General features: G+C 63.9%; 21 protein-coding genes. 5 read left to right on the top strand and 16 right to left on the bottom strand.

Annotation, left to right across the window (positions count from 1 at the left end):
* Positions 1-28 precede the first annotated feature (28 nt).
* The 6 genes from ACLJQ7_RS10910 to ACLJQ7_RS10885 form a co-directional block, all read right to left on the bottom strand.
* Positions 29-820, bottom strand: a complete 792-nt coding sequence (locus ACLJQ7_RS10910) for an ArsR/SmtB family transcription factor (RefSeq protein WP_410648054.1) — start codon at positions 818-820, stop codon at positions 29-31.
* Positions 821-1,065: 245 nt separating this feature from the next.
* Complete coding sequence (locus ACLJQ7_RS10905; RefSeq protein ID WP_410648053.1) at positions 1,066-1,236, bottom strand: hypothetical protein; 171 nt, start codon at positions 1,234-1,236, stop codon at positions 1,066-1,068.
* Positions 1,237-1,715: 479 nt separating this feature from the next.
* A complete protein-coding gene (locus ACLJQ7_RS10900; RefSeq protein ID WP_410648052.1) occupies positions 1,716-5,621 on the bottom strand; it encodes a hypothetical protein in 3,906 nt (1,301 codons plus the stop codon).
* 6 nt (positions 5,622-5,627) lie between these two features.
* Positions 5,628-5,978, bottom strand: coding sequence for a hypothetical protein (locus tag ACLJQ7_RS10895; RefSeq protein WP_410648051.1), 351 nt, complete (start codon positions 5,976-5,978; stop codon positions 5,628-5,630).
* Positions 5,979-6,106: 128 nt separating this feature from the next.
* Positions 6,107-7,198 carry a helix-turn-helix domain-containing protein gene (locus ACLJQ7_RS10890; protein ID WP_410648050.1) on the bottom strand — a complete coding sequence of 364 codons (1,092 nt, stop codon included), beginning with the start codon at positions 7,196-7,198 and terminating at the stop codon, positions 6,107-6,109.
* Entirely contained in the window at positions 7,195-8,001 is an 807-nt protein-coding gene (locus tag ACLJQ7_RS10885) for a hypothetical protein (protein WP_410648049.1), read from the bottom strand. Before ACLJQ7_RS10885 ends, ACLJQ7_RS10890 begins: the two co-directional genes overlap by 4 nt.
* A 403-nt stretch (positions 8,002-8,404) precedes the next feature.
* Here ACLJQ7_RS10885 and ACLJQ7_RS10880 point away from each other — a divergent pair, with 403 nt between their 5' ends.
* Positions 8,405-8,650, top strand: coding sequence for a hypothetical protein (locus ACLJQ7_RS10880; protein WP_410648047.1), 246 nt, complete (start codon positions 8,405-8,407; stop codon positions 8,648-8,650).
* A gap of 59 nt (positions 8,651-8,709) precedes the next feature.
* On the opposite strand, the gene ACLJQ7_RS10875 is transcribed toward ACLJQ7_RS10880, so the two are convergent.
* Both ACLJQ7_RS10875 and ACLJQ7_RS10870 read right to left on the bottom strand, forming a co-directional pair.
* Complete coding sequence (locus ACLJQ7_RS10875; protein WP_410648046.1) at positions 8,710-9,321, bottom strand: hypothetical protein; 612 nt, start codon at positions 9,319-9,321, stop codon at positions 8,710-8,712.
* A gap of 32 nt (positions 9,322-9,353) precedes the next feature.
* Positions 9,354-9,581, bottom strand: a complete 228-nt coding sequence (locus ACLJQ7_RS10870; RefSeq protein WP_410648044.1) for a hypothetical protein — start codon at positions 9,579-9,581, stop codon at positions 9,354-9,356.
* A gap of 128 nt (positions 9,582-9,709) precedes the next feature.
* Here ACLJQ7_RS10870 and ACLJQ7_RS10865 point away from each other — a divergent pair, with 128 nt between their 5' ends.
* A complete protein-coding gene (locus ACLJQ7_RS10865; RefSeq protein ID WP_410648043.1) occupies positions 9,710-9,964 on the top strand; it encodes a hypothetical protein in 255 nt (84 codons plus the stop codon).
* On the opposite strand, the gene ACLJQ7_RS10860 is transcribed toward ACLJQ7_RS10865, so the two are convergent.
* Positions 9,961-10,497 carry a hypothetical protein gene (locus ACLJQ7_RS10860; protein WP_410648042.1) on the bottom strand — a complete coding sequence of 179 codons (537 nt, stop codon included), beginning with the start codon at positions 10,495-10,497 and terminating at the stop codon, positions 9,961-9,963. The two genes, ACLJQ7_RS10865 and ACLJQ7_RS10860, sit on opposite strands and share 4 nt — an antisense overlap.
* A gap of 831 nt (positions 10,498-11,328) precedes the next feature.
* Here ACLJQ7_RS10860 and ACLJQ7_RS10855 point away from each other — a divergent pair.
* The 3 genes from ACLJQ7_RS10855 to ACLJQ7_RS10845 all read left to right on the top strand — a co-directional run bounded on the left by ACLJQ7_RS10855 (position 11,329) and on the right by ACLJQ7_RS10845 (position 14,109).
* A complete protein-coding gene (locus ACLJQ7_RS10855; RefSeq protein ID WP_410648041.1) occupies positions 11,329-11,484 on the top strand; it encodes a hypothetical protein in 156 nt (51 codons plus the stop codon).
* Between the two features lie 61 nt (positions 11,485-11,545).
* A complete protein-coding gene (locus tag ACLJQ7_RS10850; RefSeq protein ID WP_410648040.1) occupies positions 11,546-12,157 on the top strand; it encodes a hypothetical protein in 612 nt (203 codons plus the stop codon).
* On the top strand, positions 12,154-14,109 hold the full coding sequence (locus ACLJQ7_RS10845; RefSeq protein WP_410648039.1) for an N-6 DNA methylase: 1,956 nt from the start codon (positions 12,154-12,156) through the stop codon (positions 14,107-14,109). Before ACLJQ7_RS10850 ends, ACLJQ7_RS10845 begins: the two co-directional genes overlap by 4 nt.
* 876 nt (positions 14,110-14,985) lie before the next feature.
* On the opposite strand, the gene ACLJQ7_RS10840 is transcribed toward ACLJQ7_RS10845, so the two are convergent.
* The 7 genes from ACLJQ7_RS10840 to ACLJQ7_RS10810 form a co-directional block, all read right to left on the bottom strand.
* Positions 14,986-15,207, bottom strand: coding sequence for a hypothetical protein (locus ACLJQ7_RS10840; protein WP_410648038.1), 222 nt, complete (start codon positions 15,205-15,207; stop codon positions 14,986-14,988).
* A gap of 482 nt (positions 15,208-15,689) precedes the next feature.
* Positions 15,690-19,613: a CHAT domain-containing protein gene (locus tag ACLJQ7_RS10835; protein WP_410648565.1), complete on the bottom strand. Its 3,924-nt coding sequence runs from the start codon at positions 19,611-19,613 to the stop codon at positions 15,690-15,692.
* Positions 19,614-19,737: 124 nt separating this feature from the next.
* Positions 19,738-20,448: a hypothetical protein gene (locus ACLJQ7_RS10830; protein WP_410648037.1), complete on the bottom strand. Its 711-nt coding sequence runs from the start codon at positions 20,446-20,448 to the stop codon at positions 19,738-19,740.
* Between the two features lie 640 nt (positions 20,449-21,088).
* Positions 21,089-22,576, bottom strand: a complete 1,488-nt coding sequence (locus ACLJQ7_RS10825) for a tyrosine-type recombinase/integrase (RefSeq protein ID WP_410648036.1) — start codon at positions 22,574-22,576, stop codon at positions 21,089-21,091.
* A gap of 80 nt (positions 22,577-22,656) precedes the next feature.
* Positions 22,657-22,818, bottom strand: a complete 162-nt coding sequence (locus tag ACLJQ7_RS10820) for a helix-turn-helix domain-containing protein (RefSeq protein ID WP_083255356.1) — start codon at positions 22,816-22,818, stop codon at positions 22,657-22,659.
* A 270-nt stretch (positions 22,819-23,088) separates the two neighbouring features.
* Complete coding sequence (locus ACLJQ7_RS10815) at positions 23,089-24,102, bottom strand: hypothetical protein (RefSeq protein ID WP_410648035.1); 1,014 nt, start codon at positions 24,100-24,102, stop codon at positions 23,089-23,091.
* A gap of 18 nt (positions 24,103-24,120) precedes the next feature.
* Positions 24,121-24,636, bottom strand: a complete 516-nt coding sequence (locus tag ACLJQ7_RS10810) for a recombinase family protein (RefSeq protein WP_410648034.1) — start codon at positions 24,634-24,636, stop codon at positions 24,121-24,123.
* Between the last annotated feature and the right edge of the window lie 209 nt (positions 24,637-24,845).

Below are 24,845 nucleotides of genomic sequence, written 5' to 3'. Positions count from 1 at the left end.
CCCGATCACCCCGGCGACGTCGACCCGGTTACGCGGGGTCAGGCAGCGGCTCACCGGTCTCGAGCAGGGTCTTGAGGCTCGACAGGATCGACGGCCAGCCGCCCTTGACCATCTCCAGCGCGGCACTGCCCGGATCGAAACCGTCGTGCACCACGGTCAGTTTCACCGTGTCACCGACGGGTTCGAGAGCGAAGGTGACCTTCGACCGCGATTCGGCCCGGAGCTTCGCCAACACGTCGTCGTCCAGGCCCGCCGACTTGGCGAACTCCGGCGTGAAGGTGTGCCACGTGTAGGACAGCCGCCGGTACGGGTCGGATTCGAGGACGACCTGTTCGGAGTCCTCCAGCTTCACCCCGAGCTGCTCCCAGGCCATCGTCGACCCGGGCTTCCAGTCCGAAGTGAACTCACAACCCCAGTACTGCTTGGTGAAGACCGGATCGGTGAGCGCCCGCCAAAGCCGCTCCGGCGTCGTCCTGATGTAGCTGGTGTACACGAATTCGTCGGTGCTCATGGGTTCCTGCTCCAATGCCTTCTTGAGGTCGGCGAGCGCGTCGACGCGGCCCTGGTGGTAGCGGTCGATCCAGCGCTCGGCGATCGCGTTGATCGGCTCCGCGTTCACGTAGTGCAACTTCTCGCGGCCCCGACGCACCGTGGTCACCAGATTGGCCGCCTCCAGGACGCCCAGATGCTTGCTGACCGACTGCCGCGCCATGTCCAGCCCGGCGCACAGCTCGCGCAGGGTCTGCCCGTTGCGGGCGTTCAGGTCGTCGAGCAACCGGCGACGACTGGGGTCCGCCAATGCCTTGAAGACCTCGTCCATGCCGCTCTCCCTGATATGCAGCCTTGTGGCTGCCGTTACAAATTAGGCACCCATGTGGCTGCATGTCAAACCAGGTCCGGAACCTGTCACGTTTCCGGCGGCTCTGCCGACGATCCGGCCTCCGGCGAGCGTTCCCAGTTCCGCTCCGATACGGACGTACTGCGCGCTCGACGTGCAGTTCGACGTCAACGGCGCGTACGTGCGGGGGAGTCCGGCAGACGCGTAGGCGATCAGACCGGCGACGATCAACGCGAGCACTCCCCGGACCATACTTCGGCGGAAACCGCTACGGCATAGGCGAAAACGGTCGACGCGGTAAGACCAGGGGCGTAGTACCAGTGGCAGGGCGGGACCGCCAGCACCACGAACGGCCGCAACCCGGCGGGGATCGTGCGCGGCCGGATGGCCAGTGTCACGACGGCGAGGACGCGGGCAGGAACGCCGGCGCGGTGCCGACCGGTGCACGTCCCGTGCCGGTATATCACCAGGTCAGCGCCTGTGTTGATCTTGAGCCGCCAAGGGGGCTCGAACCCCTGACCTTCTGTTTACAAGTCGCCTCCGCTGCCGTGTCAGCCAATGTCGCAAAGTGTCGAATTTCGACCATATATGCATGTCAGCGCCGGCCTTGGGTTACATCCACGTGCCAGGCCGTATCGGGCCGTGTCGGGCTCTACTTCGGCAACGGAGCCCAATCGGAGACGGCGCAAGCGCGGCCTCGCTGGTGTACAACGGCTCCCTGCCACCTACGAGACCCTAGTTTTAACCGCCAGGGTCACTGTGTGACGCTGGCGCGCTGGCCGACGGTGGCGAAATGGATCACATGAAATGCCCAGTGACATCCTTCGAACAGGTAGACCAGCAGAGGCACCGCCCAGGAGGCTGCGTACCCTGCCCGTCAACGCTCATGCTGGAGCGCCTCCAGCAGCCCGTATGCCCCGGCATCGGCCAACTTGTCGACGACGTCGAGACATCTGTCGCGCATCGCCGCGTCGCCTTGCCGATAGAGCCGGAGCACGACCGTGACAATGTCACGGCTGACGGCCGCGGTCGCTCTACTCAGATCTCCGAGTTCGGCACCGGCGTGTTCGACGGCACCTTCGCAAGCGATGATCGTGGTCGAGGGCAGTAATCGCAGGCTTTGCTCGAGCGAGCGGAAGAGGACTCCGAAGTTGTCCGGGAAGGCTCGGCTGACCGTGAATGCTGTTACGAGATATTCACTGATCGAGGCAGAGTCGGTTTCGTGAAGGACGCGGATCGCTGCGGCGGCGGCCTTGCGGACGTCTGGGTCCTCGTCGTCAAATAGCCTCACGAGTTCGTTGGCAGCAAGATGCGGTGCCGTGGCCATGGTTTGCGCGGCTCCCTGCCGCGCCAGGTTCGGTAGGTCGATGACGTCGGAGAGGCATGTTTCCGGTAGCCGGCCGTTCAAGAAGGCGTTGGCCCAGATGTGCCCCGCGCTTACCGCGATGGGACTGTCTGCTTCGAGCGCACGGTTGAGGTGCCGCGCGAAACGCGGGCCTGCCTCCCAAATGGCGTACAGCATCAGCTCGTTAGCAGGGCTTGAAAGGTGAATCTCAATCTCGCTCGTGGAGAACAGCGCGTCAGCGATATCGAGCGCCTGCTCCAGGTGGCTTTCGAACAGCGCCAAGGCAGGGCGAGCGGCTTCCGCGCGTACAGACAGGATTGGATCTTGTGCGAGCTCCGCCACGACCGGGAGCAGCCGAGGTGCATGTGTCGGGTCTGCAAGGAGAACCCGGCCGATTGCCGCGGCGGCGACTCCTCGAGTCGAGTTCAGCCCTTCCGTTGCCAGATCGAACTCGTCGTCGGGCCGTCGGCCCGCGCGTTCCACCGCAGGGTCGGCCGCGCGAGCGTAGTGCTCGAGTAGGCCGATCAAGACGTCCGAGGCTTCTTCGGCGGAGTTTGCTATGGCTCGGCACACTGCTTTCCCTGCCGCTTCTCCTGCGAGATGCCTCGCATGTTCGCACAGTTCAGTCAGTTTCGCGGTGGTGATCTTGCCGGCGACTGCGTTGACCACTTCGATGATGTTGGATGTCGGCAACTGTTCGTCAAAGGTCAAGGCAAGTTCGGTGAAGCGCCGCGGTTCGATCGCGGCACGGCGACCAAGCAGTCCGGCGAGTTCTCGCGGGCCTCCTACCGCAAAGTTCCGACGAGCGAGTGCCTCCCTCGAGCTGTACTTGGCGATAGCTCGCAACCAGTCTTCGTGAGTCATATGCTCGCCTGCCTTTTCGGGCACCGGCGGGCCAACGAAGTGAGATTCAAGAGCCTCGGGCGGCCGGATAACGGCGCGAGTGAACTTGCGCTCGAGTTCACCTAGTCTGCGTCTGACAGCAGATGTCAGACGGCTCTCGGGCAACGCTGACATCAGCACGTACTGGGTGTACCCCCAGGCTCCATTTCTTCCGGGCTTTCTCTCCCAGGTGGGATAGTGGGCAAGGAGCTTCGTGCATAGAGCCTCGAGTTGGGCATCGCCGCAGTGCGGCGTGGTCGCCTCGATGAGTAGCCGTGATGCCCAGACGTTGCTGCCATGCCAGCCCAGTCTCAGGTTTCGGTCATCCGATCGCAGCCACTCGATCGCCTCGTCTGCTGCTTGCTCGGCGATGACTGCGTAGGCACGGCACGCGAGAAACCGCGCGACCTCGTGATCACTACTGCTCAAAGTGGAGATAGTGGAGCTCGAGTTGTTCCAAAGGTCGTGTGCAGTCGCGCGTAGGGCGATATCGATGCCGTCTAAGACTGCTGCGGTGACTTGATGAGATCGGTAGAACCTGTGCGCCCAAGGACCTCCGGCCTTTCGCTCGCTATCGGCGTCCGTGGCAGTGTCGTCCAATACTGTAAGCACGAAGGGGAGCACGTGCTCCAGGTACTGCTGAGGCGCTGCTGTGGCGATCTCGACGATCGTCTTGTCGCCACCGGCACCTCCGGCCTGGTCGATGTAATCCGGAAACGGGTCGGCGACACTGTCGGCTTGGGCTCGTTCTCTGGCACGGTTCAGGTAGGCACCGATCACCCGCGCTGCTCCTGCGGGATCTTCGTCATGCAGGCCGACGATGATCGACCAGAAGTTGCTGTTGACCGCGATCGGCCCTCGAGCTCCGTCCAACAAGCCGCGGCGGAGCAGCTCAACGGTCAGGTCGAACAGGCCTGGCGACAGAAACCACTCGACCATGGACCGCAGTCGAAGCGTCCACTCGTCAGAGCTGCCGATGAACGGCTCGACTAGTTCAGTGACGCGTTTCCCACGCTCCCTGGCTGCCCTGATCAGCACGTTGGCTGTCGGTGTAGCCGTCGCAGCCCCCGCGAGCAGCGGCTCCCAACGACCGGCCGAGTCGGCAGCATCGAACCAAGCGGGCTCCATCAGCAGAGCGAGGAGTCGCCCACTACGACGTGAGCCGCCAAATGCGAACGGTTCGATCGCCAGCCAGTCGTCTGCCACGGCCGGCAGGGAACTGAGAACCCCGATCACAACGTCGAGAAGGTTCGAACGAATCGCGTCGCTGGTCAAGAGCCGTACCGCGTCTGTCCGGAACCGCCGTCGATTGACCCCGATGAGGTGTTCGAGGACCTGTCGCACCTGGGCGCGCCGGAACAGTTGCTGACCCGAGTTTACAACGAAGTCGTGCAGACCTTGTCCCTGGGCGACGAACTCTTGTGCGAACAAGAAGTCGAAGTAGGTCTCATGAAAGAACTGGACGGTGTCGCCGTCATCGCGGACGATCCCCGCCGAAGCTAGTGCTGGCCGTGCGCGTGGCGGAAGCCGATCGAGGAGCGCAGCTGGTGCATGCAGGGTCTCGTGTTCGCTCATGTAGGTCACGAGAGGGGCGATCGCCCCATGCCAACCAGCCGCCCCAAGATCGCCTTCAACCAGCGAACGGAGCTGGCCCGTGAACCGTCGATACAGGTCCGGAAGTGTCCGATACGGCAGCTCACGAGACTTGGCCTCCAACCGGAAGAACACCGCTAGGTGCAGAGGGACGCGCAGTAAGTCGAACGTGTCCGCCGTTAGCGAGCTCGCGTCGACGTTAAACTCAGCGAGAGCAGCACGTACCGCCGTGGCATCAAGGTCACCGACCTCAAGCTGCTCGACCTTGTCCTCGTCGAGTAGCAGAAACCTCATTCGCGGATCATCCAAAAGATCAGCTGTGCGCACGACGAGGACGACCTTCATTCGGCCGTACCTACTCGCCTGTTCGACCACCTCGGCGACAGCGTCGTAGCTGTCGGGGATGCGGCCGCTGTAAGTACTCACCGCATCGAGCTGATCAACGACGAGTACGGCCGGTCCACCACCGACTGCCGAAGCCAGGACGTCCACCGGGGATGACCGCAGGTCTGCTGCCTTCCCCAGTGCCGCGGCGTTTCGGCAGACACTGTCGATCGCGTCCATGCGCACTACTGCGGCCGTCCAGCCAGCGTCGGCCAGCTGTTTCACCGCCTCGGCCGCGACCGTGCTCTTGCCTGAACCGGCACGACCGTGCATCACAACAACTGGAAGGCCATCATCTGCAGTCAATCGGCCAGCCAGAAGGGACGCTCCAGGATGCGCTGCCATGACCGGCGGCCGCGTGATCCGGTTCCGTCGATAGTTCCTGTCCACGGTATGGCTGATCGCCTCATCGTCCCGTGCTGACGCGACGACGCCGTTACCCTCGGGGCGAATGACCACGTAGGTGTTGTTTTGCGTGTTGTGATCGCCAACCTGCACGCCTTCGCTTTGGCTGACGTCGACACGCCGTGTCAGCTCCGACGGGGTCGGACTGCGGTCCTGTCGATCTCGGGAGAACACTGCTAACTACCGGTCGAAGCGGTTGGTCTGCGTGTTGTGGTCACCGATCTGGACCCCACGACCATCTCGAACTTCGACCGTATACTTTCCGGCCACCTCGGTTGCCGGTCGCGTTGTAGCCCTACCCTCGGTTCTGTGTTCGCGCTGCAGCTGGCGTAGCGAGACGATCAGAGCGATTGCCCCGAGAATCAGTCCCGCGATGCCGGCAACCCAGCTCAGCGCTTCGACCACCGGCCGATATGGATGGTTTTCCTCCCACAGCCAGTTCAAGGCACCAAGCTGCCACGCTCCCCAGAGTGCCAGGCCGACAGCAGCCATGCCTCCGAGCCACCAAAAGCGGCGACCAAGCCTGCTCATACGACCTCCCAGCCGACGCTTTGCCACGACTTCGTTCTAGAGTAATCTTTGGCTGCACGAAGATGGCTACGGCGCTACCAGCGTGCAGAACGAGCCTCAGATGTCTCCGACAGCACCGTCCGCGGGCTCTAGTGCCGGCCAACCGTCGGAGAACGCGATGTGATGGTCCTGAACAGCTCGAGCGGTGCCTGGCACTCCGCTGCGAGCGCAAGTTCGTCCACCTGGGTTTCGGTGTGAATGAGTTCGATGGCACGAGGCAACAGAGACGGTCGCTCAAGCAAGGGCATCGGACCCGGCTCGCGGCGCCGCCATCCTTTGGAGGACACCGTGACCATCGCGTTGCGATAGGTGACGTCGCTCATAACACCGAGCGTTCGCGCCCGAAACAAGAGGGCTTGCAGGCTCACGTTCCAATGCTGCTTGAGCTGGCCAAGTCGTCGCCAGTCCGCCCTGCTCGGCAGCTGTTCAGCGATCTCATCCGCCGGCGTCAGGAACTCCGCGGCAAAGCGGTGCGCTTGATCCTCGACGATCCGGCCCCCTGGTTCGGCATCCACATGCATCACCAAGTGCCCGAGCTCGTGTGCGACGTCGAAGCGTTGGCGGTAGTAGTCGTCCTTCAAGGGATTGAGCAGGATGATCGGCCACTCGGGCGTGTCGAAGGAATAAGCGTCGACCGTCGCGTTGTCCAAGGGGCTGAACACGACAAGGCTGCCGTGACTCTCCGCCAGCCTGACGAGATGTCCAACTGGCCCTGGCGGAATTTCCCATTGCTTCCGTAGCAGTAACGCGGCCTCCTCCGGGGCGCGGCCACCGGTTTCTTCGGTTGATACCGGGTAGCTGGGAAAATCGCGTTTCGGGAACTCGACGTGCCGCTCGATCGTGGTCGCGATGTCGACGGCGAGGCATCCGTAGGAGTAGGCCTGATCCCGCGAGATCTGACTGGTCGATCTCAATGACCGGAAATGCGGGGCGGTGGCAGCGATCGGGAACGACTGCTTCCGGGCCAGAAAGAACCCCGGGTCGACCTCCAAGGCCATCGCCAGGGCGCCCACCGTGGCCGGCGCCGGTCGCTTCATTCCGCTCTCGTATGCCGCGACCGCTGTAGGCGTCTTCTGGATCAACGCCGCCAGAGCGTTCTTCCGCAAGCCCGCCAGTTGTCGAGCCAGGGTCAGGCGACCGCCGTCGAAGAAGGCGGCGATATCGCCCAGCCGTTCAGTCATGCGTCACCAATAGCACGTGGTGCGCCGTCGCCGCGCGCCGACCTTCGGACTCGCACGTCCGCGTCAGCAGCGTCTCCGGACGGCGGGAGACTCGGGTCGACAAGCTGGGGCCGCGCCCCGCTCCTCTGGGGCCCGGGTGGCAGATCTAGCAAATTCTCCCGCCATACCCAGGCATCGCCACGGTCAGAGTTCCACCGGATGCGACCGAAGAATAGCTCGAAGTCGACGGTCACCGGGTCCATCGAATGCGCGAGAACCAAGGTCTTCCGGAGATCACGTTCGTCGTCCGGAAGACCTTCCAACGGCGGCAAGCCGGGGATCGCCGTGACCGGGAACAGGCCACCGTCGTCTTCGGAGTGAGGCTGACGCGCGACTGTCTGCTTCGTGTCGCTTTTTTCCGGCCAGCGAATTTTCCTGACCTGCCCGAACTTGTACGAGGCCAGCAGCCACCGCCAACCATCGACCGCCCAGCCAGGAGATCCATTGAGGTCATGTCGGACTACGGTGCCTGCAGGCAGCAAAGGGATTGACTGGAAGTCACGGCCGGCGATGCCATCCGCCAGGACGTCGCGCCCCACTGACTCCTCCCCCGGCTGTGCCGCGAAGTCCCCGCATTGAAAGACCCGATCTAGACGATCCAGCAGGTAGATGTAGGCGTTGTAGCCGATCCAGGACTGCTTGTGGCCACCTGCGGGGTTGTAGTCCTGACGCACCTGCTGGTAGGCCGACCGATGCGCCCAGGCGATGCCGTCCAGCACGCCAGAGCCGCGCAACATCCCTAAAACCCTCGCCTGCTCAGTCACGAGTCCGAACTCTACCCCAACGCAGTATCGAGTGCGTAAAAATGAACCGCGCGAGCCTTCAGGCTTATCCTTCTGCCGACATAACGTCGCTACTCGACCGCGCTACGGGAGGTACGACGTCAAGATCGCGTTATCGCCAGCTCTGATCTACGGCACTCACTGCTGACGCTGGCGGTGGCTGTCGACGACCACCGCCATGCCCACAGCGGCGAGGATTCACTCGCCGACACCGCGCTTTGGGCCCGGGTACGCTGGTCGGCACCTTCGCTCGCCGCCGTGACACGACTAGTTAGATCGAGCTGGTGCACGCGGTCATCGCCACCGCTTCCAGCATGGAGCGCGCTACACCGGCGCGGGGAGAGCGTCCGGCATCATCTTCCGTGCTTGCAATTCTGGAGCGCTCGTGCTCGGCCGCTACCTGCGCGGCGAACCGTGGACATCCTCCGAGGAACTGGCCGAACTTCGAGAACAGCATGCGGAAGCGTCCGCGATGGATGCAGACCTCTACGAACAGCAGGCGGCGTCGAACCGGGAAAGGGTCAAGGAGCAGTCCGCACAACGCAAGAGGAAACCCAAGGTCAGCAAGCCACCCTTTGGCCTCGGCGGTGGAGAGTCCGATGATCAACCACGTCGGGCCTCAGATAGGTGAAGGCCAGGTGGAACCGATATCGGCCTGTAGCACCTTAGGCATCGAAAGCCGTCTCAGGATCAGCGCGAGGTCGTGACACCAGGTGTCGTAGGTGCCGACGAGCCAGCTGTCGTGGACGGTGGAGCCTTCGGTGGTGTGGGCGAAGGCGTCAGCCCGAGATAGGTCAGCAACGCGAGCACCCCGGCCACGATCGTGAACAGGGCGACGAACAGACCGCGCTTACGCGTCCGGGTCCAACAACTCTCCGTCTTCGCGGGTGCCGTGGCGTCGCGGCCGGCGGTGGTGTTGTTGTCGCCGGTGACGGTCTGGCCGCCTACGGCAGTCGAATGGGCGCCGGAGGCAGTGATGTTGGTGCCGTGGTCACCGGTGATCTGTGGAGAGTAAGTGATCACGGCGCGATCACCGGTGATGATGAACTGCACGACCTGGTCTGCGGCTTCCTGAGCCGGTATTTCCTGGCCCGGCGGAGTCAGATCGGCCAGTTCGGTAGACAGTTCGACCAGCGCGGTCCGGATACGGCTGAGCACTCCACGCAGGCTGGTCGCGCTGAAGGGCCAGTAGATCTGCGTAACTACGGAAAAGGGCTCCGTGTGGTGCTTGTTCATGTATTCGATCAGCCTAGGTGCCCAGGCGGGGGAGAATATGGTGTCTTCCCGATTCGCCTCGGCCATGGCCGCTAGCTCTCCGACCCCTTGGTAGAACGTCAGCTCGTTGAAGGGGGCAGAAGCTCGCGGAGCTGCTCCGGAAAGACATGCTCGTAGAGTTCTTGCGTGATCGCATTGCGGCCTGCCCGGTTGGTGATCCTGGCCATCAGCTGTGAACCGGTCGTACGGTAATCGGGGATCTCAGCCTCGCCCGAGTAGCCGTTCAGCTCCTGACGAGCCCAGTCGCGGAGCTTGACCGAACCGGCCTGCCCGCCGAGTGCATGCACTTGTTCAGCAGGTTCTCCAGCGACACAGACTCATCGACCGCGCCCGCTTGGATGTCGGCGAGGAGACCGAGTTTCCTAGACATAGCCGACAATCCTTGCATGTCAGGGCATGACCTATCGATGGGGGCGTGGTCAGAACTTCCCCAACAAGAGCGGCACCTGCTCGCCCTTCGGCCTGCCGTCGGCCGGTCGGTGCGGCCGCGGCGCGCCTGCTCTACGCCGACGACGCGCGCCGGTTGTCCGACTTCGCCCGCAGGCTCGTGGCGACCGAGCGCGACCACGCCCCCGGTGACTACGTCCACGAAGCGCTCCTGGTCCTGCGGTACGCCGAGCGCCTGGCCGAGCTCGGCGTCGTCGTCAAACGCACCCGCGGCGCCACCTAGGACGAGATCGGCGCGGCCGCCGGCGGCATCACCAAGCAGTCGGCGCAGCGCCGGTGGGCCGACGCGGCCGCGACCGTCGACGCGCTCGCCGACGGGATCGGCGCCGACGCCCTGCGCAGCCGGAACGCGGCCACGAGCCGCAAGCCCGGCCGGAATGGCCGGAACCGGACTCGGACACCGTCGAACCACACGGCGTTGAGCTCGCCGAGTGCGTTGACCCCAGGCACCAGCTCGCCCGGTTCGATGGTGCTGGTGTCCGGGTTCTCCGCGAAGTACAGCAGCTCGCGGGCGACTTCCCACGCGTACGGGCCGCCGACCCAGTCGCGGTCGATGTGGCCGTCGATCGTGCGCCACCGGTCGTGCTGCTTCACGCCGTCGAGGATGTAGCTGTCGCGCAGCGCCAGTTCGATCGCGCCGAGGGCCGCGCGGTGCTGGCCGACGGTCAGCCGCGGCTGTGGGTCCTCATCCAGGCCCTGGTCCCAGATCGGGATGAGAGGGGGATATTTGGCGATGATCCCCAGTTCCTGTTTCACGTCGCGGCGGGCTTGTCGTTAGGTCACGGCGAACGCTCTCTGACGAGCGCGAATGATCTCCTTGAGCTTGCGGTCTTGGGTCATAACCAATGTCCTCACCGCGAGGTCCCCACGCAGCCTCGCCGGGGTACAAGGGTCGAACCAGCGAGTTGCTATACGCGATTCTGTGAACCTTGTCCTCGACGCGCCACCGGCGTGGGCGGGATCGGCGCTCGAAGATAGGCTTCCGCGACGACGAAGGTCATGACCGACGACCCGCAGCCCCCGTCCGCCACAAGTCCGCCGCCGACCACAACGTCGTCGGTGCGGCGCTTGCCGGAGCTGACCGGCCGGCGATGTGGCCAACTGCGGCCATGATCGCGGTGCTGACGGCAACGACGATGGCGTTGTGGTGACCGGCCACCGCCGGACTCACCGGCGCGGACTTCCAGCACAAAACCGGTGGTCAGCCCAGGTCCCACCCTTTGGATAATCCCGCCGGGGGCACTACCCAGCCGCGCAAGGCCCGTGACCGACCTGCGGTCACGGGCCTTGCGCATGTCGCCGACCGGTCGATCACCAGCCGACGGGCGCCCCCCGCCGACCTCTTCACACCCTGAGGCAGTACTCTGACATCAGAGTGTGCGGAGTAAAATTCGCAGTCTGCGAAGGTGGATTCGCACTCTTCTTGAGGGTAGAGTCACAGATGACAAGTGAAAACTAGACGCCTCATCGCCCTGTCATGCTTGCCGGCCTGCAGGGCGATGAGGCTACAGAGAGGCGTGATGCTTTATGTCGAGCACCAGCCCTAGCTGGCCATACTACCTGCCGAAGCTTTGGCGACGGGTCGTCGTGATCGTGCTGATCATCGTCTTCACCGGCACGGCCGTCGCGTTGGTGATCGGTCGGGGCGAGGAAGCGGTGGCCGCAGTCGTGATCGCCGCGATCAGCGCGGCAACGGCACAGGGGGTCCGAGCCTTGCTTCGGGTACGACCCCGCCAGGCTTAAACGTGTGTGCGGGCGTGGTAGCAATTGCCACGCCCGCACCCTTGCCAACAGGAGACGATCCATGTTCGAGTTCGAAGAGGCCAAGGTCCCGCTTCACGACCTGGTGGAGATCACTCCAGGCCCCTCCGGTTCTCTGCTCGATCGGCTCGGTGACGATCCCGACGGCATCCCGGTGGTGTCCCCTGCGGACATCACCGACCGTCATCAGGTGAACCCGCGGAATCTGCGCAGGTTGCCCCGGAAGGACGCGGAGAAGCTCCGTCGCTACGCCCTGCGCGAAGGCGACATCGTCGTCGTTCGACAAGGCGCTCTTGGACGGCTCGCACACATAGCACACAACCAGGAGACGTGGCTGTACAACTCGTCCTGCATTCGTCTACGTCCCGACGGCCTGCGGGTCTTGCCCGAGTACCTGACGTTGTATCTGATGTTCCCTCCGGTGCAGGAGCTTCTGCTCAGCCGTGCGGTCCCAGGTACCGTCCAGTCGTTGAACTCCGAGATCCTGGGCGAGCTCCCGGTCGTGCTGCTCCCGAGCAGTCGACAACGACAATTGGCAGAGGTAGCTGCAAACATCGATGAGCTGGCCCAAGCACACCGAAGCACCTTGGATCACCTGGAAATGTTAAAGATCTCCGTCGTCAGCAACTACCTCGGGACGGAGACGGGGACATGAAGGCGTTGACTGCTGCAGAGTTGGCGAAGCACCTCAGCGACGCCGAGCGGGTCGTGGGTATGTCACTCGGGCGAACCAACGATGTTCTGGATGTCTTGTCCGCCACGTTGCTCCTCAAATGGGCATCAGATCAGGCTGGCCCACTCGACGTGCCCGACTATGCCCGCTGGGACGCCATCGCGGCGCGCGCGTACCACCAGCCAGGCCGGGCGCTCAACGATGCGCTTTCCGATCTGATACGCGCCAACGATGAGGTTCTCCATGAGCCGTTCTGGAGAATCGACTTCACGAACTTGCTTAACGACCACCAGGCCATCGACCTCATCGGGCACTTCAGCCGGATCTCGCTTCGTGTGGAGGATCTCCAGTTCCCGGACACTGTTGCAGCGGCCTTTGACACCCTCCTTAGTGAGGCTGCCGACGCCGCAGGCAAGAAGGGGGGCGAGTTCACCACACCTCGATCGGTGATCGACCTGATGGTCCGTCTCGCGCAACCGGAACCTGGGCAGTCTGTCTGTGATCCGTTTGCAGGCAGCGGTGGCATGCTCACGGGCGCCGAAGACTTCGTAGCTGAGCGCAGCGGCAAGCGCGGAACGCTGAGACTCTTCGCTCAGGACATAAACTTGGCGCGATGCGGTACCACTGAGCTCAACCTCCTGCTGCACGGTGCTCGGCACCATGAGGTGCGCCGGGACGACACGTTGGCTAATCCGCTCCACGTCACCGACGACGGTCAGCTGCGGCGCTTCGACCGTGTTCTGACCAACCCGCCGTTCTCGGTAAGCTACCGACCGAGGGACGTCCGTTTTCCCGAGCGCATGCGCTACGGTTGGACTCCAGACACCGGACGACGCGCAGATCTGATGTTCGTCCAGCATGTACTCGCCTCGTTGAAACCTGACGGTGTCGGTGTCGTCGTCACTCCACAGGGCGTGTTGTTCCGTGCTGGTGCCGAGGGTGAGATCCGACGTGGGATCGTCTCCGACGGCAGGCTCGCAGCTGTCATCGGGATCGGCCCGAACGTCTTCTACGGTACGGCCATCCCTGCCTGTGTGCTCGTGCTGGTGGGCAATGAGGCCCCGCTGCACCGACAGCGCGGAGTCTTGTTCGCCAACGCAGAGCACGAAATCACCAGCGGACGTTCACGCAACCACCTCGACCCACGCCACGTGGAGAAGATCACCAGCATCTTTCACGAGCAGCGGGAGATTCCGCACTTCTCCAGGCTCGTCTCCATCGATGAGATCGCCGAGAACAACTTCAACCTGAACATCCGCAGGTACATCAGCCAAGCTCCCGCTGCTCAGGCATCGCTGAACACCCAGGCCTTGATCACTGGCGGAGTGCCGAGGGCAGACGTCGAAGCACAGCGTGAACGCTTCCGAGCCTTCGGCATCGAGCTACTGGATCTCTTCGAACCAGGAGAGTGGGGCAACCTGCAGTTCCCTCGTGAGGGCCTCCCGACCGTCGTCGACAGTGTGTTGGAGAGAGCCAGCCGCCGTGAAGACATGTTCCTGCAAGAACTGGATCGTTGGCTGTCAGACGAGGTCCATGGACTCGCCGGCAGCGACCGCACATTACCCGTACTTCGAGACAACCTCATCGAGTCGTTCCACCGCGCAATGGCTCCGCTTCGCATCCTGGACGAGTTCCAGCTCTCCGGGCTGTTCGCGGACTGGTGGGCGGCTCGCCACGATGACTTAAGGGAACTTGTCCGCAGCGGCTATCAACTGGAGATCCTCGACCGGCTCCGCGCCGATTTCGACGGGCGAGCGAAGAGGCTCACAGCTCGGCAGCGCCAAGAGATGGTGAACATCTACCGCGCATGGGTCGACCAATACGGCACATCACTGGTGGAGCTCGACGAGCGCAGGGCGAAGTCGGCAGCCAAGCTGCGGCAGAAGTTGCAGGAACTGGGTGTGCTGTGGCCGGAAGGCCGCAGCTGGTATTAGCTTCAGAGGCACTGGTCGCGAGCAGCCTCGGCGGGGGACATACCGGTAGACTGCTGTTCCGCACACGCTGGATCACAGCGTTCACGCCGATCCTCATCGGTCTGCTGACCGCCGGAATCGTCAGCTATCCCGTTCTCGTGGCCATCTTCGCCATCTGGCCGGGGATACTGGACTGCGTCCTCCGAGCCGAGGCTCAACGCCCAACCCCGCAAAGAGGAAGCCCCCGGTCCAGGACTACTGAGCGCCAGGGTCGGGTGGAGACTGATCGCCCTCGTGCTGATCTTCGCCAGTGCTGACCTGACTCACGCGGTGCTGGCGAGGCAGCCGTCGAGGGTGCCAACTGGTGGGAACAACCGTTGACGTCACCAGTATCCGGGTCGGTCGTCGGCACAGCAGTGAAAACGGAGATGAAACTGAGCCCAACAGCGGTCACCCCCGAGGCTCCTGTCCAGGACGAGCCCAGCCGGCCGGTTGACATTCGCGGCGATGGAAACACCGAGCCACAGCTCCGCGAGCCCGCAGACCATCAACATCAGGGAATGTCACAAACGACCGGGCCGGGCAGCCAGAACATCGACGACGTCATGCCCTTAGCACACCCAGGACGCTGTCGCGGTTGCCTCGACGGAACTCGGCGAACGGTGTACCAGACAATGCCGTATCTGGAACGAAGACGTCTCCGGTCGGGAACCGACCTGGGTGGACGCCGCGCGCCGCGCGCGATGAACCGACAGCTGGCCGCGTTCAGCATCCTGGCCCGATGGGTCGACAGCGCAACCGTCGAGACGATCACGTAGTCGACAACAAGGTCTTCGCCGACTTCATCACCGTCAGCGAAAACCTTGCCCTCATCACGCTCCTGAGCTGCTGGCTCCGTCATTCAGCGTCGGGAAGCTCCTTGATCTCCTTCTCCCCAGTGACCTGCAACTTCATGCCCACCATGCTGTTCATGGTCAGGTAGACGTTGGATGACTTGAGGTGTTCGTCGACGAACACGTCGATCCCGGACTCCCACAGGATGTGGAACCGGGTGACCGGGATCGCATTGCGAGCCTTTGACGGGTCTCCCGCGGCCGTGACGTCGCGATCATCACCCATCAACCGAGCGAGGAAGCCCAGTTCGGCTGGGTGCCGAGGATGGTGCGGCCGATCCGTTCCTCAGGCTGTCGAAGCCGCTCGGCGGCTTGGCGATCATTCCTGGGGCATACGTGCTGGCGGAGTCGGAGTCGGCGCGTCTCGGGCCGGGAGCCGGGCGAGCTGGCGCCCAGCTCCTCGGCTAACCTCGGCCGTCCGAGTTCCGGCGCTTTCACGAAGCTGGCACAGAGCGTCTGCAGTCCCTTTCGCCCGTACCGAGCGCTCTGGGTGAACGCAGGGCCGTCCCCGTCAAGGCTGCCCTTGCGACACGCTTGGCCGCGGCGTAGAGGACATCGAATTGGTCAGCACAGCTGCGGCCCGGTACGAGTGGCGGTGCCCTGGTCCGAATTCTGGGACGACCACATGCTCACTGCCGTCACCTTTCCTCGGCACTTGGCGGCCGAAACGTCGCCAGCGCCGCGGTTTCCTGCCGCGCAGCGAGGGTTCTAAAGATCCGATAGACGGACGAGGCTCCGCTCCGCCACGGGAAGGTCCGCACCGTAAGCACGGTATACCTCCTTGACGGATGCCAGATCCAAATTCCTGATCTCCGGCCTGCCGAGCGCGCGCAAGCCGTCCTGGCATTCGCTCAGGACCTCCTTGACGAATTCCGGATCCCTTCCATCCCAGCCCGACAACAGGCGAGCCACCCAGGCCGAGGCGCCCGAATGGGCCATCGCCGCGACCAGGAGGTGCTCAATGGTGAGCATACGGTGACGAGCACGTTTCGCGACGACACAGGCATCGCTCACCAAACGGATGACATCTGCTCGCAGGGTGGCCTTTCTGCTGCTCGCCCGCCGTTTACGCACGAAGGCGAGACAAGCGGCCACCGTCGCCAGGGAGTAGTTCACCCCTTGCAGAACCAGGCGGCGGGCCGTGGGTAAATCCTCCATGAATCCGTGGATGGCGAGCGCATGGAGGACATCGAGTGGCGTCACCTCGAAACGTCCCATGGACGCGGTGTACATGGCAGCTGAATCTAAGAGGGTGATGAGCCACTCGTCCACGTGACGGTCAACATGAATCTCCGCCTCAGGTGTCACTGCATGCGTCGAGAAGGAGCCTATGGCGATGTGGGAACCCCAAATCGCCGGACTGACATCCTCGATACCACTTTCCTGCCATTCCCTCAGGCGTTCCATCTGGATTTCGCGAAGGCCGTCGACTAGATCTCCGCCGGTCATCAGATGGTACAGAAGGGGCTTATCTAGAACATCACTGTCAACCACAGGAAAACCAGTGACCACGAGTTGTCGAGCGCCCGCCCAAAGCAGGGCCGTCCCCAGAACCAGCCATTCGCCACCTGCGGTCCGATTCAGGTCGGCGCTGTCGCAGGCGAGGACGAGTCCTCGCCCGGGTACCGGAAATCGTTCCGGCGAATTGATCAACGCATTCGCGGACAACACGATTGGCGGTCTCCCGTCGATCGGTGGACATAACTGCAGGCCGGCGCTCAGTGGCTCGCCGTCTCCTGGTGCTGTGTGACATGCGTAGATCGCGCTGGACCGCGCCGGGAGGGATCGCAGTATCTCACTGAGTTCATCGAGGTCCACCTGATCTGCTCGGTTGATGGTCCGTACGCCATCGGGAAGACCGTACTGAAGCGCGCTGGCCGTGATCAGATCGTACTTCGCTGTCCCGAGTGCGCCTCCGGGGTTGAGCATCGCCAAGGACAAGGGGCTATCGCCGTCGTGCTTAGGCCGCCTTGCCATGGCGGCCAACAGGGCCGCGGGCGGCGCGATCGCCAGCCGGGCTCTTTCCGTCAGCCGGACGTCTCGAAGTCCCACGCTGATAGCTGCCCATGGCACCGCAGCCAGTACCTCGGCCGGCGCGAGCGCGATGTTCACCGGCTTCCCGGGAGCGGAGAGGCGATCTCTTAGCCGAGGGGGCAGTAACGCTGCCAGACGCCGAGCCAGCTCACGTTCATCTGGTAGCGGACCGAACAGGACGCTTGATTCCATCCGCTCCTGGAAACTTGAGTCGCCTACCACCTCACCTGGCCAGGGTGCTGGAGCGGCGACGCGCAATTCTCTCAAGGTCATTCCCAGATCGGTGTCGGGGCCGATTTCAGCCACGCCACCACTAACATCACCGTCCGGCGGGACAAGTGCCCAGTACAGGCTTGATCCGGTGGACCAGGTGCTCCACCACCAGGTGCCGCGTCCGAGTACCACCTCTGCCAGCCGCTCCAGGTCGTAGCAGCCAGAGTTTTCGTCTGCCTGGTACCAGATCGAAGCTGCCAGCCGGGATATACCACGAACCTGTATGAAGGGTGCGCTCGCCGTGCCAGGAGTCTCCTCGTCGCGGGGAGCGAATTGAAGACGTGCGGTCTCGATCAGCTCGGCAAGCGTGGTCCAATCGTGACCATCCGCTGCCTGCCGCATCGCGGATTCGAGGGTGACGCTCATTCTCGCCCACCACAATCGGCGGGTGACCAGGTCATGCAACTGATGACGCGCCCAATGCAATGTTGCCACTGCCTCTACGCGTGTATCCAGCGCTTCAAGCCGACTCGGAGTGGTTTCCAGATAGTCCGCGAGGTGATTCAATACAGCAGCCGCCTCCAGCGGGCGATCCATGCGCAACAGGAACTCGGCTGCTCCAGTGCCGCGTCCCATGGACTCGACCACCTCGGAAGTGCCCTGTGCCTGGGAAATTTCGGACAGCTGAAATAAAATGGCAGCGCGAATGCTTTCAAGGTCGGCCACTCGTTCGGAGCCCAGGAAGGTCAGAAACCTCATCTCGCGATCAGCTCGGAACGACCGATGAAGCGAGAAGGCCGTCCCCGCGATCATGCCTTGGGCATCCGAAGAGTACCGAGGGTCGCTCTCCGCGACGAGTCTCAGAAGAACCATGGTGTACAAGAACTTGGATCGCGTGACGGTACGCGGGATGGCCAGGGCCATGGAGGTGGAGAGTCCACGCTCACCTGTCGCGACACGAGCACGCAGCCGGGCAAGACTGAGCTCGATGGCCAGTTCCTTCCGAGCGCGGCCGCGGCCAAGCCTGGTCGTGGCCGTGGTGATCATATCGAGGGTCACCTCGGGCTGCCCCAGCTCCAAGCGTGCGAGGCCGACCACTAGGGCGCGAAGGCAGGAGAATTCCGCCGGCAGCCGATCGGCCTCTTTCAGCGCCTCGCCCAAGTGACCTGCCCGGACCAGCGCCCAACCATTCAGCGCGACAAGGGTGACACGAGACGACGAATGCTCGCCCAGCGCCCGAGACGCCGCTCCGGGCAGGCCTCGGCGCAGCAGACGCTTCGCCTGGCGAAACTTTCGCGCGTCCTTGCCCCTCAGCTTCGGGATGCCGCGCACACCCCGCTGAGGCACTGGCACATACGCGACCGGCGGTCGGCCAAGCCACGCGACAACGAGCCGCGCGAACAAGCCGGCGACCATGGCCACCGCCGCGGGCCACTCGAATCCATACGCCGCTGTCGCGACAATGAGTGTCAGCGAGGCGAATCCGGTAAGCCCACGTGCCATGACCAATGCGGCCACGACATAAAGAGGCCATACCGATCCGTAAAACCACACCGCGAGCGCGGTAGGCGCCACGGCGAACAGGAGCGCGAGCGCCAGGCTCGACAACCGCTGGCCAGCGAGAAAAGAATCCGGTACCGATGCCAGCCTACGCACGGCGAACGGCACACCTTCGAAGCCCTCCCCTTCGAAGGTGTCGTGGCCAGCCGTGACAGCCTCTCCCGCTGTCACGATAACCTCGACCACCAAGAGCTGGGTCACCAGTATTCCTGCGATCAGCGGCTCGCCAAGCGAGACAGCCAACACGGCGAGAACACCTTGCACGGGCCAGCGCAGCGATACCCTCATCCATTTGACGCGCTCCGCTATTTCAAACGGAGTCTGGCGCTTGTCTCGCGCGGTGATAGCAGTCAGAGGCGCGATCAGCCACCCCAAGAGTGAACCTGTCGCGATGGCGTAAACAACGATCATCCCGACTGCGGCGCCTATTGCTGTCAGATAGCACGCCGAGACCGCTCGCTTCCATCGACCGCCAGCGACGGTGAATCCGATGGAAGGAGGACCTTCTTGGTCCTGATCATCCACCTGTTCCTTGCGGATGGCATGCTGGTTCATCACCTCATCGAGGCGGTTCAGGGTGCCCAATCCAAACGCTTCTGCGACAGTGTGTGACACATCCTCGCTCGTGCAGTTTCGCGTCAAGCTGAGTGCGACAGCGATATGAGCGGCGTCGACATTCTCGAAGCCGTAGGCTATTGCAATGGTTTCGGCGACCTCGATCAGATGGTCGAGAGCGTTTCGCTCGAAAGAAGGTTTTGCGACAGCGAACGAAGTCACATCATCTTCGGACAACCGGACAAGGACACGCGTCCATTCGGTGCTCATCACGATGTCGAATGCTTTGACAAGTCTTTGTCGTTCCGGCAAGCGAACGGGAAGCGCGTTGGCGGCATCAAGGAGCCTCTGCGCTCGCAGAGTCAAAGGGCGTGCGGTTCTGCTCGATTGTTGTTTACTCTGTGTCATCCCAGCTCACTTCAACCATCTCGGGCGCCGCGCCTCCGACGTCGTCTCGGCTCGCGCCCGCGGAACGCCAACGCAGCCGGGCAGGACCGAGCAGCGGCTTCCGAAATGCCGCGGCGCCGAAGAAAGGGGTCGCACCCGAGCGAACTGTCAACTGGGCAGCCAGCCCAGTCTCGTTGGAAATCTCGAGCGTCGAGGACGCGTTGGCGACAGGTAGCGTGTTTGCCAGGGCATCAGGTGCGAGGCGTAGATCGACAGTCGTCCCGGCGGCGTTGGAAACCAAGATCGCGACTGGCCCCGTGTGCAGCACCTTGTGCACGAGGACCCACTCTTGCCTCCACACCTTTGCCACTCGGAGTACTTGGAGCTCGCGTTCCAGGGAAGGTAAATCGACCAACGTACGCCACCGGCACTGTGCGGCTTGCAGGAACGTCGCGCCGGCGCCACCAAAGGTGATGGACACTTTTCCATCACCTACGCCGAGCGCTCCGGCGGCGGCAGTGGAGCTGATCTGCACCTTTCCCGCCGACATGTAGCTCAGGTCCGTGGGTGCTCCTCGCTCGCCCTGCTTGTAGGGAACCTCGAGCTCATCGAGGCTGGTGATACGTTCGAACCGTCTTGCCTTCAGCGTGCCCACATCCCCGACGGAGATCCGCGCATTAGGCAGCCAACAGGCAAGGAGCTTCAGCTGACGGTACATCTCGTCTGTGTACGTCTCGTGAATTCTCGTCACGCCAGATGTCCCCTCGTGTAGCCGACTAGTGACATAAGTCGCGACAGCCCTGAGATTGTTACAGCTGGGCACTGCTCAGGCATCAGCCTGGGTGTCGAGCCCGGCGGAACCCCGAATCGGTGCTGCGCAACATCGGCATGCCCCGATATATCTGTCATTCGAATTCGACGACGTTACCTCATGAGCGCCGGTTTCGAACCCTTCTTGGCTGCATGGCGCTGGAATCCACAGTCTGAACGTGAAGCGGTGACAGTCTGCGATCGCCTGTGGTCTCGAATCACTGCAGGCTGCACGGATTCCTGAGGCTTCCCAGCTGAACCCGGAGGCCCCTGCGGACAGCACACCTCAGCGGACCTGCCGCAGGTGAACCGCATGCGTCGACGTAAGCGACGACGTGATAGACCCCGGAATAATCGCAGGTCCTGCCATCTGAGCGAACGACACCCGGAAAGTACCACCGGTCATCGCGACAGCTATACTGCGAGTAGAGGACTTTGTCGATTCCTCGGTCTGCCCAGGAATTCTCGCCTGGGCAGACTTATTAATTTCAGCTCAAGTGCAAGGTATCCAGAGAGACAACTGCAGGTTTCGTGAACCGCGCCTTACGTCAGGCGGCGGGCGGGAGTTTCCGGTTCTGTCGGCGCGGGATGATCGAGGCGGCCGCTTCGGCGGTTTCGCGGGCGAGTTCTGGCAGGACGTGGGTGTAGGTGTCGGCGGTGATGGCGATGCTGGAGTGGCCGAGGAGTTCCTGGACCTGTTTGAGGTCGGCTCCGGCGGCGATCATGAGCGTGGCGGCGCCGTGTCGGAGGTCGTGCAGGCGCACGGGCGGGAGGCCTGCGGCGTCGGCGATGGCTTGGAAGGCGTCGCTGAGGTGGGAGGGTTGCAGGGGGCTGCCGTCGGGTTCGGTGCAGACCAGGCCGTTCTCGATCCAGGAAAGTCCCGCTGCCGCGCGCAGCGTGTCCTGGCGTTTCTTGTGGACGGTGAGGACACTGGTGGTGGCGTTGTCGAGCGCGATGACCCGGCCGCTGGCTTCGCTCTTGGGTTCGCCGAGTTCGGCGTGCCAGCCGATCTGGACCAGCGCGGCGGTGATGGTGATGCTCTGGCGGGCGAGGTCGACGTCCCACCAGGGCAGGCCGCACGCTTCGCCGCGCCGGAGTCCCCGGTAGGCGATGAGGTGCAGGAGGACGTAGTAGGGATGGTCGACGGCGTGGTCGAGGAACCGCCCGGTCTGTTCCGGTGTCCACACCATGACCCGGGATGGTTTCTGTCCGGTGCGCTGCCACCGTTCGACGCGCTCAGGGGTCCAGAGCAGCGCTTTTGGCCGACGTCCTGACGGGAGTTCGACGTAGGAGGCGGGGTTGAACGTGATGGGCAGTCGCGGGTCGCGGATGGCGGCGTTGAGCGCGGCGCGCAGGGTTGCTCGGTAGCGCTGCATGCTGGCGTCGCTCAAGGTCCGCAGGCCGTGCACGCTCTTGCGGATGGCGGGATCGTCGCTGGCTCGCGCGGTGCGGATGGCGTCGTTGTGCTCGGTCATCGCGTCGAACATCACTGAGATGTGGACGACGGTGAGTTCGTCGAGCCGATGGTGCCCGAGGTGAGGGATGAGCCAGAGCCGGATGTGGCTGCTGTAGGAGAGCTGGGTGGTGGCGCGGAGTTTCTTCTTCCGCCCGGCGAACCACGTGGCCAGCCACTCGCCGACGGTGGGGACCTGTGCGGAGTCGGCGACGCCGGTGGCCAGGTGCGCGCGGATGGTTTCCGGCGAGGGGAAAGGTTCCTTGGTTTTGAGGTGTTTGTCGATGACGTCCCCGATCGCGGCGATGGCGGCGGAGCCATAGGGTTCGGCGACGTCGACCAGGGCCGCCATGTTGTCCAGTTCGGCTTGCGCGTCGGTCTGGGAGGCGTATCCGCCGCGCCTGCGGGTGCGGCGGGTACCGTCGGCGCGGGCGGGTAGTTCGGCTTGGTAGTACCAGGTTCCGTGCTCGGAGCTCCAGGATCCGTTGCGGCGTTTGAGTTTCGGGCACGCCGACCCGAGCGGTTTGCCGGAGTGTTTGCACGCGCAGCGTTTGTAGGTGCTGCCGGAGAAGTTTTGTGTCATCGGATTCGTTCCTGCCGCAATCAGGGGGCGTGTTTTCGGTCAGCGCCCATCGACGCTCCGGTGGGGACAGAGAGGAAGGACTAGCTACGAGGTTCTTCGTCCAGGCCGAGAAGCTCGACCAGACGGGCGACGGGGATGCGGTAGTTGCGTCCGGCCCGTATGACGGGGACCGGAAAGTCGCCTTGCCGTGCGAGGCGGTACGCCGTCGTGCGTCCGATGCCGAGCATGGTGGCGGCGGTCATGAGAGTGGTGGTGACTCCGAGGCCGCGGAGGTGCTCGCGCGACCAGGCTGGGCGATCCTCATCGATGGATGCGGAGGTCTCGGTGTGAGAGTCGATAACAAGCTGTGGTTTGCAGTGCACGGTGGCCTCCTGGCACGAGGGCAAGTTGGGGTAGCCGCTTCTCGTCGATGGCCGTAGCTGGGCACGGCGACGGGTTCTGGCCGTCGGGGTCCGAGGCGGCCCGTTTAGGCGGTGGGCCCGGTACGGCGATCTGAGCGGGTAGCGCGGGCTTTAGGGCGTGGTGGCGGGAGAGCCGCTACGGCAGGAGAATGGGCTGCAGCCGTCCGGGTCGTCTTCATCGGCGTTGGCGGTGCCGCGTGTGGCGTCGAAGTCGACGTGGTCGAGCGGCAGGAGCGAGCGGTGGATGAAGAACTCACCGCGTAGGGGTTTGCCGTTGGCGTTGGCGCGGGGGCTGCCGTGACGGATGGCTTTGTCGAACTCGACCAGGTCGGCCCATGCGTGGGGGTCGGTCTCCCGGATGAACCGCAGCCGCGAGTTTCCCGAGTACGGGCAACCGATGCACGAGCTTTTCACGACCGTGCCCATGCCGCGTTCGCCGAGGAGCGTCAGGCAGTCCGTACGTGATAGTCCGAGGTCGAGGAGCGGGAAGATGTTACGGGTGTAGTTGACGTCGGAGTCCTTGGCGCGGTGGAACTCATCGGTGGAGATGCCGATGGCCTGGTCGACGAACACACCGCGGGGCACTCGGGTGGGATGCGGGTAGCCGAGGATCTGGCGGATGGCTTTCTTGAGCGGCTTGATCTTGTATTCGCCGGTGCATTGCCGGCGGGCCATCCCCCTTGCGCCGTCAGGGTTCTTCACGAACAGCGGCATGGTGACGAACCGGGACTCCGGTTTGAGGGCGTCGTGACGGATGTTGCCGTTCGACACGGTCAGGACGGGGATCCCTGCCCGCGCGCCGATGCGGCGCGCGGTGTCGAGCTGGGCGTAGACCTGTTTCGGTTCCCAGCCGGTGTCGGCGAAGAGGGCTGCGTCGAACTGCGGGATCCGTCCTTCGCAGGCAAGTAGGAACACGCACAGGCTTTGCACCCCTGCGCCAAGGCTCAGGTATCGGCCGCGTGGCTGGCCCGGGTACCGCTCGCGATGGGACCTGCTCGCGCGTCGAGCGCTGGTGCGGGGAGGGCGAGTCTCTGGGCGAGGTTGGGTGGCGCTGCGGGCGGATGTCGACGTGCGGGGTGTTCGGGTCTGGCCGGGGCGTTCTGGGTCGGGTCGGGTGGTGGTCATGGTTGCTCCCAAGGGTGGTCAGGCGGAAAGGTCGTGCGGCTGGGCGAGCAGGCGGTGCCGCAGCGCGCGCCGGGTGTCGGTGGTGGGGTTCTGCGCGGCCCAGAACAGGGCTGTGGTGATCAGGGCGCGGTGAGCCGGCTGGTCGGAGAGCACCCACTGCTCGGCGGGACGGAGGCGGTTGCTCTCGTCGCGGGTGCGCAAAGCCTGATAGCCGGTGTATTTGAGGTTCGTCAGGATTCTGGTGACGGCCTTGTCGTGCCAGGTTCCGGTGGTGCCCGGTGGTGGGTAGCGGTCGGGATTGTTGTTCAGCCGCTGGGTGATCTGGTCGACGTCGAGGCCGGTGACCGCGCGCCAGTAGAAGATGTGCTGCACGACCGGGGCGCGCAGCGGGTCGGGGGTGAGCCGGGTCCGGGGCCTGCCGCTGCCCGAGCGGGTCCCGGCGACGTCCATGGTGCGGTAGCCGTAGGGCGCGCGGTGCACGTTCCAGCCTTGGCGGACCAGCGTCGCGGTCGCCTCGCTCGCCCGGCGCAGCACAGGATGCTCGGCAGCGACGTCCGCTTCGGACGGGGCTTCCGGCAGCGGGCGCTCGGGTGGCGCGGGCAGGACGCGTAGACGTTCTGGCCGTGCCGGGTACCCAGCCAGCGTCGAAGATGTTGGAGAAGCCTGTGGGGGCGGTTGGTGGGCATGGCGGTACCTGCTTTCGATGTGCTGGAAGGGGGTGCGAGGCACCCCGGACCTCGGGG

Source organism: Amycolatopsis sp. cmx-4-54 (assembly GCF_046548895.1).
Classification (GTDB): domain Bacteria; phylum Actinomycetota; class Actinomycetes; order Mycobacteriales; family Pseudonocardiaceae; genus Amycolatopsis.
The sequence above is the reverse complement of the archived record's forward strand: the minus strand, read 5'-3'. Positions and strand labels throughout refer to the sequence as shown.

Coding starts and splice junctions, on each gene's coding strand:
- ACLJQ7_RS10910 (WP_410648054.1), bottom strand. CDS start 820: ATGGACGAGGTCTTCAAGGCATTGGCGGACCCCAGTCGTCGCCGGTTG.
- ACLJQ7_RS10895 (WP_410648051.1), bottom strand. CDS start 5,978: ATGAGCAGGCTTGGTCGCCGCTTTTGGTGGCTCGGAGGCATGGCTGCT.
- ACLJQ7_RS10890 (WP_410648050.1), bottom strand. CDS start 7,198: ATGACTGAACGGCTGGGCGATATCGCCGCCTTCTTCGACGGCGGTCGC.
- ACLJQ7_RS10875 (WP_410648046.1), bottom strand. CDS start 9,321: ATGGCCGAGGCGAATCGGGAAGACACCATATTCTCCCCCGCCTGGGCA.
- ACLJQ7_RS10850 (WP_410648040.1), top strand. CDS start 11,546: ATGTTCGAGTTCGAAGAGGCCAAGGTCCCGCTTCACGACCTGGTGGAG.
- ACLJQ7_RS10845 (WP_410648039.1), top strand. CDS start 12,154: ATGAAGGCGTTGACTGCTGCAGAGTTGGCGAAGCACCTCAGCGACGCC.
- ACLJQ7_RS10840 (WP_410648038.1), bottom strand. CDS start 15,207: ATGGGTGATGATCGCGACGTCACGGCCGCGGGAGACCCGTCAAAGGCT.
- ACLJQ7_RS10835 (WP_410648565.1), bottom strand. CDS start 19,613: ATGAGCACCGAATGGACGCGTGTCCTTGTCCGGTTGTCCGAAGATGAT.
- ACLJQ7_RS10830 (WP_410648037.1), bottom strand. CDS start 20,448: ATGTACCGTCAGCTGAAGCTCCTTGCCTGTTGGCTGCCTAATGCGCGG.
- ACLJQ7_RS10825 (WP_410648036.1), bottom strand. CDS start 22,576: ATGACACAAAACTTCTCCGGCAGCACCTACAAACGCTGCGCGTGCAAA.
- ACLJQ7_RS10820 (WP_083255356.1), bottom strand. CDS start 22,818: ATGACCGCCGCCACCATGCTCGGCATCGGACGCACGACGGCGTACCGC.
- ACLJQ7_RS10815 (WP_410648035.1), bottom strand. CDS start 24,102: ATGACCACCACCCGACCCGACCCAGAACGCCCCGGCCAGACCCGAACA.